13 protein-coding genes are annotated in these 12570 nt (G+C 46.0%); 7 read left to right on the top strand and 6 right to left on the bottom strand.

The genetic code is table 11. From position 1 onward, the window contains the following. The first annotated feature begins 185 nt into the window (after positions 1–185). The 5 genes from RA178_RS02995 to RA178_RS02975 all read left to right on the top strand — a co-directional run bounded on the left by RA178_RS02995 (position 186) and on the right by RA178_RS02975 (position 4835). Positions 186–1340, top strand: a complete 1155-nt coding sequence (locus RA178_RS02995; RefSeq protein WP_306684476.1) for a M28 family peptidase — start codon at positions 186–188, stop codon at positions 1338–1340. A gap of 194 nt (positions 1341–1534) precedes the next feature. Beyond that, positions 1535–3457 (top strand): DEAD/DEAH box helicase, encoded by a 1923-nt coding sequence (locus RA178_RS02990; protein WP_011847889.1) that lies wholly within the window; start codon positions 1535–1537, stop codon positions 3455–3457. Between the two features lie 141 nt (positions 3458–3598). Further along, the gene (locus RA178_RS02985) at positions 3599–3754 is read left to right on the top strand and encodes a hypothetical protein (protein ID WP_168825603.1); all 156 of its coding nucleotides are present in this window, start codon (positions 3599–3601) and stop codon (positions 3752–3754) included. 67 nt (positions 3755–3821) lie between these two features. Continuing rightward, the gene (locus RA178_RS02980) at positions 3822–4169 is read left to right on the top strand and encodes a hypothetical protein (RefSeq protein WP_263193211.1); all 348 of its coding nucleotides are present in this window, start codon (positions 3822–3824) and stop codon (positions 4167–4169) included. Positions 4170–4322: 153 nt separating this feature from the next. Next, positions 4323–4835 (top strand): hypothetical protein, encoded by a 513-nt coding sequence (locus RA178_RS02975; protein ID WP_263198538.1) that lies wholly within the window; start codon positions 4323–4325, stop codon positions 4833–4835. 56 nt (positions 4836–4891) lie between these two features. Here RA178_RS02975 and RA178_RS02970 read toward each other — a convergent pair whose 3' ends face one another. Next, a complete protein-coding gene (locus tag RA178_RS02970) occupies positions 4892–5500 on the bottom strand; it encodes an HAD family hydrolase (RefSeq protein WP_306684471.1) in 609 nt (202 codons plus the stop codon). A 29-nt stretch (positions 5501–5529) separates the two neighbouring features. Continuing rightward, complete coding sequence (locus RA178_RS02965; RefSeq protein WP_168825611.1) at positions 5530–6504, bottom strand: DMT family transporter; 975 nt, start codon at positions 6502–6504, stop codon at positions 5530–5532. 318 nt (positions 6505–6822) lie between these two features. Between RA178_RS02965 and RA178_RS02960 the strand changes: the two genes are divergently transcribed. Beyond that, positions 6823–7644 (top strand): hydratase, encoded by an 822-nt coding sequence (locus RA178_RS02960; RefSeq protein ID WP_306684468.1) that lies wholly within the window; start codon positions 6823–6825, stop codon positions 7642–7644. Between the two features lie 159 nt (positions 7645–7803). Further along, entirely contained in the window at positions 7804–8919 is a 1116-nt protein-coding gene (locus tag RA178_RS02955) for an energy transducer TonB (RefSeq protein WP_263193217.1), read from the top strand. A gap of 24 nt (positions 8920–8943) precedes the next feature. Here RA178_RS02955 and RA178_RS02950 read toward each other — a convergent pair whose 3' ends face one another. The 4 genes from RA178_RS02950 to RA178_RS02935 form a co-directional block, all read right to left on the bottom strand. After that, on the bottom strand, positions 8944–9273 hold the full coding sequence (locus RA178_RS02950; protein ID WP_306684466.1) for a cysteine-rich CWC family protein: 330 nt from the start codon (positions 9271–9273) through the stop codon (positions 8944–8946). Between the two features lie 680 nt (positions 9274–9953). Further along, on the bottom strand, positions 9954–10376 hold the full coding sequence (locus tag RA178_RS02945) for a hypothetical protein (RefSeq protein WP_263186130.1): 423 nt from the start codon (positions 10374–10376) through the stop codon (positions 9954–9956). Between the two features lie 110 nt (positions 10377–10486). Next, positions 10487–10858 (bottom strand): DUF2750 domain-containing protein, encoded by a 372-nt coding sequence (locus tag RA178_RS02940; protein ID WP_011626036.1) that lies wholly within the window; start codon positions 10856–10858, stop codon positions 10487–10489. Between the two features lie 638 nt (positions 10859–11496). Further along, entirely contained in the window at positions 11497–12564 is a 1068-nt protein-coding gene (locus RA178_RS02935) for a c-type cytochrome (RefSeq protein WP_306684464.1), read from the bottom strand. Between the last annotated feature and the right edge of the window lie 6 nt (positions 12565–12570).

Here is a 12570-nt window from a genome sequence, read left to right as displayed (position 1 = left end):
TCAGCTCACGCCACCGTTGGTCTGAATAATAAAAGCGCAGTCGCCCTAAGCACTGCGCTTTTTTTCGCTCAGCAATCCAATATGCTTAAGCTATCGCATACATATAGATCTCATTGAATTAGAATCGGATTTAGGCAAAGATGATATTCATCTTCTGGCGAAGGCTTCAGCGATAAGGAATGTCCATGCGTGATAGCACTCAGTCCCCAGTGACTCACCCTATATTACCGAGGCAGTATCAATCACTTTTAAGTAAAAATCTAAGCGACATAAACCTAAGCGCATCGACTCTATTCAACCACAGTCGTATCGGTCAGCTGCTCGCCAAGTTCAAGATCACGCACCTTATAAGACATCAATCCCAAAGACTTGGCTTATTTGCACTGGCCTGCGTTGTTGCGACTACCCTCACTGGCTGCGCTAACTCAACCGAAACCTGTGCACGCACTGAGCTAAAACTCACTTGGGCCGAGCCCACAGAGTTACAAGCGACAGTCACAGTATTAAGTTCGGATGAATTTGAAGGCCGCAAAACCCAAACCCAAGGTGCGGCAAAAAGTCGTGACTATATAAAGCAGCAATTTCAGGGGCTAGGTTTACAGCCTTGGGGAGCGGACTTTATCGTGCCCTTTGAATATAAAACCTTCTTCACCCAAGAAACCGGCGCCAACGTGGTCGCCACCGCGATGGCGGCAGAACCGACGAATCGATGGCGCATTATCGTCGCCCACTATGATCACTTAGGGTTGAGCGGCAGTAAGATTTACCACGGCGCCGATGATAACGCCTCGGGCGTCGCCGCTATGCTCGCCATTGCCAAACATTGGCAACAGCAATTTGCCCTACAACCCAATACCTTGCCTAAGGTAAACCTGATGTTTGTGGCAACCGATGCCGAAGAACCTGGGCTCTATGGCAGTATCGCCTTGGTAGAGCAACTCAAAACCCGCCTGCCAGAAGCGACTTTTGAGCTGATGTTGAATTTAGATATGGTGAGTCACCCCGGCAGGCCCTATGCGATTTACCTCGAAGGCAGTCGAAACTTCACTCAGTTCAATCAATTTAAACCCCTACTGAATCAACAGAACCGACTTTGCATTAAACTCACGCACCCTAAACCCGTTGGTCGAAGCATACAAAGTACCGATTGGCTGCGGGCGTCGGATCATTACCCCTTCCACAAAGCGAATATCCCTTGGCTGTATTTTGGTGTGCCGACCCATCCCCAATATCACACACCAGAGGATACCGTCGCGACAATCGACATCACTTTTCTTGCGGCAGTGACAGAGTCAGCATTCGAGTTACTTCAATTAAATGTTGAATATTTAAAGAATTAATGGGAAGTGGCGCGTTTCTTGCTCAGTTTTAGCGAAAAAAATGCAGAAAACAGGTTAAATAGCGTGACTCTGATTGGTAAAGTGGCCGCCATGCTGCTATAATCCGTCGTTCGCGGGAAATCGACACGGGGTTGATTTTCTGTCTGTGAAACTTTAGCGCCATTTCGCGCGCGCATCCACAAGGCTACAACCCAATGTCATCCGATGAAAGAACTTTCCGTGAACTCGGCCTATCCGAGAATTTGTTGCGTGCTCTTGACGAGCTAGGTTATGAAAAACCAACGCCAATCCAATCAGCCAGTATCGATCCACTTATGGCTGGCAAAGATATTTTAGGTCAAGCGCAAACAGGTACAGGTAAAACTGGCGCCTTCGCGTTACCACTATTAAACAAAGTTACCAGCCAAACGACACCGCAAATTTTAGTCTTAGCACCAACACGTGAATTAGCCGTGCAGGTTGCCGAAGCGTTCAGTAGCTATGCCAAATTTATGAAGAATTTCCACGTTCTTCCAATTTACGGCGGCCAAAGCATGCAACAACAGTTGAATGCCCTGAAACGCGGCCCACAAGTTATCGTTGGTACGCCAGGTCGTGTTATGGACCATATGCGTCGCGGCACCTTGAAACTCGACTCATTACAAGCCTTAGTGCTAGATGAAGCCGATGAAATGTTAAAAATGGGCTTCATCGATGATATCGAATGGATCCTTGAGCACACGCCAAGCGAGCGCCAACTGGCGTTATTCTCTGCCACTATGCCAGAGCAAATTAAGCGTGTAGCTAACCAGCACTTACGTAATCCTGTACATGTTCGTATCGAATCAAGCCAAACTACGGTTGAGTCAATCGAACAGCGTTTCGTACAAGTATCACAACACAACAAACTTGAAGCCTTAGTACGTGTATTAGAAGTTGAAAACACTGAAGGTGTAATCATATTCGTCCGTACTCGTAACTCATGTGTTGAGTTAGCTGAGAAGTTAGAAGCCCGCGGTTATGCTTCATCACCACTACACGGTGACATGAACCAGCAAGCCCGTGAGCGTGCAGTTGACCAACTGAAACGTGGCAAGTTAGACATTCTGATCGCGACTGACGTTGCGGCCCGTGGTCTTGACGTTGAGCGTATCGGTCACGTTGTGAACTACGATATTCCGTATGATGCCGAAGCTTATGTACACCGTATTGGTCGTACAGGCCGTGCTGGCCGTACTGGTATGGCGATCCTGTTTGTAACGAGCCGTGAAATGCGCATGCTGCGCACTATCGAACGCTCAACTAACAGCCGCATTTCACCAATGAAAATCCCAAGCCCAGAGACTGTTGCAGAACGTCGTCTGTCTCGCTTAGGTGAGCAATTGGCTGAAACAATCAACGGCGATTTAGATTTCATGAAAGAAGCTGTTGCTCAATTATGCCAACAGTTAGAAGTCGATACCGATCTGCTAGCCGCTGCATTATTACAGCAAGTTCAGCAAGAACGTCCTTTGCAATTGCCAGCAATTCAAGAACGTGTTCGTGATGAACGCAGTGAGCGCACTGAACGTAGCGACCGCGGAAGTGATCGTAATGACCGTGGTGGTGAGCGTGGTGAACGCAGAAGCCGTGAACCGCGTCCAATGCCAGCAAGCTTAGGCTCAGCTGAAGCGTTGAAAGACAACCCAGATTTGAAAATGTGCCGTTACGTGATCGACGTAGGTCGTGAGAATGGTGTAGGTGTGGGTAACATCGTTGGCGCTATCGCAAACGAAGCTAACATCGACAGCCGTTACATTGGCGCAATCCAACTTTACGATGCAGTGACCACTGTTGACCTGCCAGACGGCATGCCAAAAGACGTGTTACAGCACCTACGTAAAGTACGTGTTTGTGGCAAGCCATTGAACATCCGCGAAGCTGGCGATCAAGTATTTGTTGATTCAGGCCGTAGTGCTCGTTCAGACCGTCCTGCTGGTGACCGTAAACCACGTGGCGATCGTCCAACAGGTGACCGCCCAGCGGGTGATCGTAAACCTCGCGCTGCGTCTACTGGTGATAAGCCATTTGCTGACCGCAAACCTCGTGCAGACAAACCTGCCGGTGAGCGTAAGCCACGTAAACCACGTGAAGACTAATCTAGCTTAAGCTAGAGACTAAAAAAGGAGCCTAGGCTCCTTTTTTGTTGTCTTGACATCGCACTAGCTCAAAGCACACTGACCAGTTGATATTTCAAGCTGATATAGTCAGTGCAAGAACGCCTAGTTTAAGGATATAAAATGGATTTTTTAGCACTGATCACTTCCCCATTTACCTCGGCACTGCCCGAACTCGCTAAGTCATGCCACAAAGATAAAACGTTATTAATCATGGTACTTGTCGGTTGCACTCTGTTTGCGGGCTTTATTGGAATGTTAGTCGCAATGGCAAATTAACTTGCACTTAAGCCAACATCTCTATTAGTGTCGGCGTAGACTTTAACAACGCATCTAGTGTATTTCGATGAAAAAAGCCTTTAACGCCGGCCTGTTATCCGCCTTTGTCGCCCCCGGCAGCGGCCATTTTTACCTAAAACATAAACGCACTGCGCTGGTCTTTTTTAGCTTAGCGGTCGTGAGCCTTGTGCTGCTACTCATGCAAATTTATCAAGTGGCGCAAGTCATCGCCTTAGATATTCAAAACGGCACCTTACCGCTTGATATCGGCGTGATTTCTGCCGAAATCACGCAACAAACCCAGACCACAATTGCCAATGCCAATGAGCTGCTCTATGGCTTTTTACTCTGCTGGTTAGTGGCATTAGTCGACAGTATTCGGCTTGGGCTTAAGCAAGATAAGCTGGATACATAAAGTAACCGCTAAATATCTTCTGACTCTTAGCGAGGCCGTAGCGATAAAAGCGACGTTGATATTGACCGAACATTTTTAATCAATTGAAATATTGGATATTAGCTTTTAACGGCTGCGGTAATAACACCATAAACAGTCAAGATGGATGACGATATGTTAGACAATGAAGAACGTGAATTTATTCTAAACAAAGTATCACAACCCGTGATTACCATTGCACGCGAGGTTAATTTTGCCGATCGCTATGCCTCCATGTTAGCGCGCTTTCCTAAGCTCCCTGGCGATTTTAATCCTAAGGTGCCGTCCGAGCGTCAACAGGCGCTGGTTGCCCAGTTCCCATATCCGATTCGTTTTTATACAAGCGAGGGGGGATATTACAAGCTAAATGAGAAAAAGTTCGCCTACCCGCATATGACGCTTATGATGGAGATGCGGCAGTGGGTAGTTTTTAACTTTGACTTGTGGCGTGAAGATAAGCGCATCGGTGGCGGCTCCTATCAACAGATTGCCGTTGCAGAGCGGTTAGCGCGAGGTGAAGAGATTGACTGGGATAACGACTGGCGTACACAACGCCAGCCATGGTGCTATAACGAAGATCAATTACAGACGGTGCTAACGGAAAGTTTTGCACTATTTGATGACCTTTGTAAGCAATTACCTAAGTAGTCACAGGAGTTAATTGAGATATATGCGGCTAAACAGGTTAACCGCATAAGCATAAATTATTTAGGCCATGCTTTAATCAGGCTATGGTAGCAAGTAACGAGCATATCGGCGTCGTGGGCATAATCGGGAATGGTTTCAGGGCAATATAATGCGCAGCGGCTACCCGCATTGCGCGCGGTTTGCAGATCAAACAGATAATCGCCCACATACAGGATCTCTGCGGGCGCGAGTTGCCACTGCTGGCAAATAAGATGAATACCTTCGGGATGCGGCTTAGGCTCAGCATCATAGCGCGTTAATACTAGTGCGATATCTATGCCGAGCTTATCGATAGTGATTTGCGCCGCTTCCGGCATATTGCGGGTCAAAATAGCCAAGGGCAGCGATTTAGCCCGTAGGCATTCGATAAGCTCACGCGCGCCATCAATCCAACTGGCATTGAGTGAACTTTGTCTTTCGTACTCATGGACGATTTCCAGCGCCTGAGCCCGTTCTTCATCAGTACTAAGACTCTCGACATGGGCCAAGATATCTGTACCAGAATGAATCCCCAACTCACGCCGCAGCCCAGCAAAATCGGGATTAGAATGCGCTAAGGTGCCGTCGAGATCGAAGATGACGCCACGGATATCCTGAAGTTTTAATTCGCTGAGTCTAGTGATCACTGGCCTTTCCCATAGATAAAATGTCTGCGTTAGACAGCCTGCAAACGCTTCGCCTGACGATTACGGTACATAGGCAGCAATTGCACCACCATCACAGACACAATAATCACGCCAATCCCCAGCAGAGATAAACCATCTAATTCATCAGCGCGGAATACTTCTGGCCACCAGCCAAGGCTCACCACTAACGCCGTGGCACTAAAGCTAAATACTGGCGTTAGGGCCAACATGGCACTGACCTGCGCCGTCGGCCAGTACTTCATCGACTGGCCAAAACAGCCATAGGCGATCAAGGTATTGGCGGCGCAAAACAGTGCTATCTGCCAATCGAAGCTGTCCATACTAACAAACTGACTAAAGTCGCTAAAGGGAGCCATTACGAAAATACCTAAGCCATAGATCACTAAGAGCACGTTCGCGGGCGACAAACGATTCAGTAAGGATTTTTGCAATAAGGCATAGCTAGTCCACGACAGTGCTGAGAACTGGATGATCATCACCCCAATCCAAACCTGATGATTATTAGCCCCAGAAAAATTTAAATTAGGATGGAAAAACATCAACATACCTAAAGCTAAGGTTGCAAAACAGCTGAGTTGTACTGCATTAAGCCGTTCCTTAAAAAACAACACACCACCAAACGCGAGGAAAAAGGGCGAAGTCTGGAAATTCAGTTGGGCGGCGCCCGGTGCGAGGTAATCGAGTGAGTAAACAAAAGACACATAATTGAGCATCAAGAAGATGCCAGCAAGCACTAACCTTAACCAAACTTTGGCATCGAGTGCTGCAAATTGCTTAAGACTACCTGCACTCCATTGGATCACTATGCTGACTAAAAGCGCGACCAGAAAACGAAACCAAGTAAGAGTCACGGGATCGATAAAGGCCGCAGAGAGCTTTAATGCTATAGGTAACATGCCCCAAAATAAAACCGCAACTGAGATGAACAGGAGCCCAAGCTGAGCATGATTATTTGCCTGAGGGGCGTTATGGCTAAGGTTCACGGAGGAGTCCAGTAGAAACCGCAAAATTGACAGCCATTCTGGCACTGAGCCAACACAATATCTAGCGGATCAGCATGGAAACATTCGCGTTAGATTGGATACTTTAGCTGACACTTATGTGAGGCAAGTTTCAACATCTTACGATAATTGGAATATTGGCCGCACTCATGATTCAACTGCAGCAGATTTACCCCGAAAGCCAACATTGGCATTTCCCGCGTTGCCAATAACCGAGTATATTTGGCCCATAAAAATGGCTTCTGCCACACTCTCTCTAGGCCACTTCTTTTTAAGCTAACGCTTTAAATAGGAAAGTTAATGTTATCTACCGCCACGATCGAACAAGTTAAAACGCATATTAATACCGCAGCCAAAGAATTAGCCGAGCGCCGCGCAGCAGGCACGAGCGGCGATTTACTGATCCCAGAACTAAGGCCAACCAGCTTCGAACAGGCCTTCGCTATTCAACAAGCCGTAGCAGAAATATTTAAGGCAAGCGATAACAATCCTATCGCGGCGTGGAAATGCCTATTACCCACGGCGGAAAAAACCGTCGTAGCGCCGATTTATCAAGCTGATGTGTATCATCAATCGACCACTTGCCCACTCTATCCATCGACTAAAGGCCTCGCCCGAGTCGAACCCGAACTCGCCTTCGAGATTGCTCGCGATTTACCGCCAAGAAGCACGCCTTACACAGAGGCTGAAATCGACGAGGCCTTAGGTGACATTCGTTTGGCGCTAGAATTGATCAAAAGCCGCTACCACACACCCAGTGAAGCGACGCATTTTGATGCCCTCGCCGATGGCTTAGTCAATCAAGGACTGTGGTTAGGGCCAGTGCTAAACCCACTAGCAGATTTAGAGACCAGCTGTTTTGAACTCAGCGTTGATATTGCCAATGACGAGCACCAGCAAAGCGACACACTGCAAAAATCCGCCATTCATCCTAACGGTTTCCCTAAGGCGGGACTCTACTGGTTAGTTAACTTTTTATCCGCCCAAGGCATTGGCTTAACTCAAGGGCAATATGTGATCACAGGCTCTTACGCGGGAGTGTTAGATCTACCGCTCAATCAGCACTGCCAATTCCACTACGGCGAGCTTGGGCAGTTTGGTTTGCAATTTGTCGCTAAATGAGTTATGAAATACACAGTGCCAAGCCCATCTGCAAGGTGAGAAGGTTGGCAAAAGCTTGCCTTCTAAAATCTCCAAAGTGACCAACAGCCTGAAAACAAGCTTGTATCAAGGGTGAAACATTTGTATTATTCAAGAGAATAAAATATAAGGATATACAAGATGTTATATGGAAAAATATTACCCTTAGCAAGTCTACTGGCCTTAACCTTAAGCACCTCACTTGCCTTAAACGCCTCGGAAAACACCTTTTCCCAAGCCTACAGTGACTACCAAGCCGCACTCAAACAAGGGAATGACACCCAAGTAGAAGCCAGTGCCAAAAGGGCCTTTGAATTGGGCGAAGCTCAATATGCGAAGGACAGTGTCGATCTGGCCAATCTAGCAATGAACTGGGCTGGTGCGCTCAAAACTATGGCCATGCCTAATCTCTTTGACGGTGATAATGCGGCGAAAACGGCTAAGGCCTATGAGTTATATCAACTCGCATTAAGCAATTATAAAAAGCATTACGGCGAGCATGCTGCCGAGCTTATCGACCCGCTACTCGGCGCAGCAGAAACGGCTCCTAAGCTGGTTTTGGCTAAGGAACTTTTAGATAGCACGCTGAAAATTGCAGAAAAAACAACAAATAAAAAGCTGTTGGCTGATGTAAAGATGGCAACCTTTGATCGCTTCACCAACACAGGATTGTATACGACTCAGGTAAGGGAGTATGCCTTCGAGGCCTATGAAACTTACAAAGAGATCCTGCCCGAAAATGCCCTAGACAGAGTCAAAGCTACCTATGTAGTGGGTGCCGTTGAGTATGCAGAAAAGCATGATGACAAGGCGATTCCATTGCTTTTAGAAGTCGTTAAGCAGTTTGAAGCCCTTAACTTTAGCCATCCCTATGCATTAAGTGCCCACGCTTATTTAGTCGAACTCTATGAGCGTCAAGGAAAACGTGACGAATCCACCGCTCACTGTATTGCTATCGGCAAGATGAGCCCCTGGGCCGACACTCAGGAGCAACAACCGCTGTTTCGTACGGTACCAAAATACCCCAAGTCCTACCTCCTACAACGTAAAAGCGGCTATGTAACCCTTAACTTCACTGTTGATGAGATGGGATTTGTGAAAAACCCTGAAGTGCTCGAATCCAAAGGCGGTGTGCTATTTGAGAAATCCACACTAAAAATGATCGAAGAATGGCGTTATGCCCCTAAGTTTGACAATGGCAAACCAGTGTCAGCTCAAACCACAGTGCGTATAGATTACTATGTTGATAAATCTTAATATTTTTCAGTAACCTATAACAGATTATTTCACCTCATAACCTAGCCCGTCGCTCACACTCGATGGGCTTTTTTCATCCTCCTCTGCGATCTGCCCCAGACTTAACCCCTGCTTAAGTTGGATAAAACAAGCTTGGCAAATACACGAATCAGCAGACGGTAAAATATGGTTGATTGCCCCTAGCGGCAAATCTGATGCTTGCGCTTGCAAGGCGGCCAAAGGTGGAAATGTTTGCAGAGCGCACCAACAATCCTCAATACCCTTACCTAAAATCACAGCACATTGATTCGCGCCTTGGCACAAAGGGCAAATTTGTGCAGTTTCTAACTTAGGTTCTTCCAATGGCTGAGACACGGTAATCCTTATAGCAAGATAAGTTGTTATAGCGCGGAGATCATAATGTTTTTTTGCAACTCAGGCTGAGTTGTTTCCCTCCAAAGCAAAGCTGCTGAATTATGCAGCATTAATTGCCATTGTTTTCCCAGTGACACGCCTGCTTATGATTTAAAAAGAAGTGTTAATAATGTCCTAGGCATTATAGTGATATTCTCTATGCCACTATCGGTCAGATACAATAAAGTATCCTTTCTGATTTGCTAAAAGATTAAGTACTTGTATTCCAGTGACACGCCATAAACTCATCCCTGAGGGCTCGACGGCGGCATCCTTGCCGCCAACGGTCACTTCCATGCAAGTACTTAATCTCGTTAATTCCCGAGTATACCTGTCGCTAAATTTAACTATGGATATTTCAATAAAGTTCAATTGGTTGTATTCATCAAGTTATCTAACTTAAATGATATTTGGGTGTATTCATTTGGCTCAGTGAACCGCATTCCTGTGTTATAGCAAGTGTGTTCACAGATGCATACACGGTGAACTCATTTTGTTGTTAATTCGAAGGTTGAATAGATAAAGTATTTATTTCGAGGAATCCTTTAGGACCCGCACAAGGGGCTGATAATAGCTTGCTAAAATGTATAGCGAAGCAAAATCGAGCAAGCTTTTAGCAGTCCCTTCACTTAATGTGCTTGTTAACTATACTTTTCCGATTCAAATTCTGTATTTGACCATACTAAACCAAGCTCTGGACTTTCCAGCGAAAACTCTGAAAATACGCAAGTGTATGACTGAGCTACGTCACACATAAAAGATACCCAGTTTATGAAGTCTTCTTCACTCAATTCATTACCATAAGGGCGAGTTGTACCAGTTAAGAATTGATACCCTTTTTCGTCAACCTCACTCAGCTCTATTTCATAGTTTTCGCTGAGCTGTTGGGCTAATTTATTTAACTTCGATGAAACGTCACAAAAATGAGAAAAATCTATAGCGAAAACTGTTTCCTCATTTGCTCCAGAGCTTACAACAGCATTCCATAATTGAGTTGCTTCATCTATTTTTCTGTTTTTGATTCGGGCGTAATATTCTTCCCAAGTTTTTTGCGGATCGCTCATAGAACTCCCTGTATAGCTAACGCCCGCATAAACGGGGCAAAATGCTTGGCTATAATTTGAGAGGAACGTACACAAGCCAAGCTTTTTATGTCCGCCTCTTAATGCGCTCGTTAGGTGTTTTTACTAGTTTGCTTTCCTTGTCGATAGATACGCCGAATCATTTCATTTGCTTCGAACGTAGTACCCGAAAGATTTTCTCCTGTCCAATTTGGTCCGATACGTATATTTGACGCAACCAAATCAAGTACCCATTCAGCTTCAAATTCATCGAGTTCTATTGAAGTCGGTACTCCGCTATCAAAATCTTTAAGGAGCTCAATCACTTTTGTTACTCTGGATTCAGAAGACCAAAATGGAAGTACCTGTGAACCATCTTCTTCAAACCACTGCAATAAAGATTCATCTTCAAATTCAATAGTCCAAAGCAGTTTCGTCTTGTACACCTCTCTGCAGAATGCTGCCACCTGCGACATCATACTCATAAGAACACCTAACAGTGTATTACCCGCTCTTCTACTAGAAACCAACGAATAGAGTTGAACATTGGAATTAGCTGAGTAAATAATTTAATTATTCTAATAAGTTAGCATTAACCTCAGTATGGTATCAACGTTTTTCATCCTGAAAAATCGAGTCCCTATTAACCGAGAAGCATTTTGGCTTGTTAAAAAAGGAGGTGGATATCATTTGGTATTTCCTCTTACTTAGGAAATACAGTAAGGTGTAACAAGAGTTTGTTTCCTTTGACCAAAAACCAGCGTAAATCAGCTTCTTAGAAAACGTAGAGAGGGTTCGACTCCCTCAATACGTTTTGCACATTCGAGATAGTGAATAAGCCACTTATAGCGAAAATCTCCGTATGCTTTTAAAGCGACAGTTAACACTGATGTCCGAAAGGTGAGTCATGGTGATTTGCGAGACGACCGTCCGCCCCATGGACGGGGCGGTCGAGCATCCACGGATGGACTAGCTGCGTGTCGGTGAGAAAGTGCCATGACAAGCCTAAACTCTTGGGCTAATTAATAAAAAAGCCAGCAAAGCTAAATGCTTGCTGGCTTTTCTGTCTAACTTATTCACTCGCTTTATAACATCACACGAGCACTTAATCTCAGCGGCTCAACTATGACTTCTTAGGAAAAATCGGATAGGACTCAGTGCCTAACACTTTGCCATCAACAGTGAGACCATAGTAATCGCTGTCATTATGGTATTTTTCCTGCGCTTGCTTTACATCACTTTTGCTACGTGGGTCCTGCGGACGCTCATGGGAGTTGATATAAGCGGCAACATCCCAAGCCTGTTGGTTCGTCAACTGCATACTCTTACCAAAGGGCATGTTTTCATAAATGAAAAATGCGGCAGTATTGACCCTGTGCATTCCCGCTCCCCAGTTATAACTTTGAGGTCCCCACAGCGGCGGCAGTGCATAAACACCCGCAATGGCTTGACCTTGCCCATCAACACCATGGCAAGTTTGACAATGGGCGACATACACGGCTTTACCTCGTTCAGGTGAATAGGCTTGTTCGGGTTTTGGGATCTCAGGATAAGCGCGACCCGGCAAGTTAGCACGTTGCTCAACTGTCATCGCCTTAGCTAATGCCTCTGGTAGTGGGAAGTCATCCCGCTTGGCACCTTTGACTAACTCAGCATCACTGATCTCAGGAACAGGGCCGCTGATATTAGCCTCATCCATCAAGCCGCCCATGCCTAACCAATAGGCGTAGGCAGAAAGCGCCACTAACTCAGGGCTACCTGATGCAGGGGCTTTACCATTCATCGAATAGTTAAAACAACCTTGGATGCGTTCTTCAAAGCTACTGACTTTATTGTCTTTTTTACGATACGCCGGATAAGCAAAATACGCACCCCAAAGGGGTGATGCATTGGCTTTACGGCCTGCATCCATATGGCAATTGGTACAGTTAAGCTCATTACCCACATACTTATCACGCAGCTGTTGGGTATTCACAAACAGTTGATAACCTAAACGCACTTTGTCACCAAAGGCGCCTTCGGGAATCGCACTCAAAGGTCTAGGGGTAAGATAGGTTTGATCTGCTACCTTAGGGAAAGAAGGCAGCGGAGCTTGCTTATCTGGGCGTTCTTGTACTGGCTCAGTTTCAGCTTGCGCCTGAACGGTTAACGACCCCATCGCGGCCAGTAATAACATTGCGGAATATTTCATGGCCGG

The organism is Shewanella oncorhynchi, from assembly GCF_030848765.1.
In the GTDB taxonomy this organism is placed as follows: Bacteria; Pseudomonadota; Gammaproteobacteria; order Enterobacterales; family Shewanellaceae; genus Shewanella; species Shewanella oncorhynchi.
The sequence above is the reverse complement of the archived record's forward strand: the minus strand, read 5'-3'. Positions and strand labels throughout refer to the sequence as shown.

What these genes read in the sequence shown, in the direction of transcription:
- RA178_RS02995 (WP_306684476.1), top strand. Translation starts at nt 186, where the DNA reads ATGCGTGATAGCACTCAGTCCCCAGTGACTCACCCTATATTACCGAGG.
- RA178_RS02955 (WP_263193217.1), top strand. Translation starts at nt 7,804, where the DNA reads ATGTTATATGGAAAAATATTACCCTTAGCAAGTCTACTGGCCTTAACC.
- RA178_RS02985 (WP_168825603.1), top strand. Translation starts at nt 3,599, where the DNA reads ATGGATTTTTTAGCACTGATCACTTCCCCATTTACCTCGGCACTGCCC.
- RA178_RS02935 (WP_306684464.1), bottom strand. Translation starts at nt 12,564, where the DNA reads ATGAAATATTCCGCAATGTTATTACTGGCCGCGATGGGGTCGTTAACC.
- RA178_RS02960 (WP_306684468.1), top strand. Translation starts at nt 6,823, where the DNA reads ATGTTATCTACCGCCACGATCGAACAAGTTAAAACGCATATTAATACC.
- RA178_RS02975 (WP_263198538.1), top strand. Translation starts at nt 4,323, where the DNA reads ATGTTAGACAATGAAGAACGTGAATTTATTCTAAACAAAGTATCACAA.
- RA178_RS02980 (WP_263193211.1), top strand. Translation starts at nt 3,822, where the DNA reads ATGAAAAAAGCCTTTAACGCCGGCCTGTTATCCGCCTTTGTCGCCCCC.
- RA178_RS02990 (WP_011847889.1), top strand. Translation starts at nt 1,535, where the DNA reads ATGTCATCCGATGAAAGAACTTTCCGTGAACTCGGCCTATCCGAGAAT.
- RA178_RS02940 (WP_011626036.1), bottom strand. Translation starts at nt 10,858, where the DNA reads ATGAGTATGATGTCGCAGGTGGCAGCATTCTGCAGAGAGGTGTACAAG.
- RA178_RS02945 (WP_263186130.1), bottom strand. Translation starts at nt 10,376, where the DNA reads ATGAGCGATCCGCAAAAAACTTGGGAAGAATATTACGCCCGAATCAAA.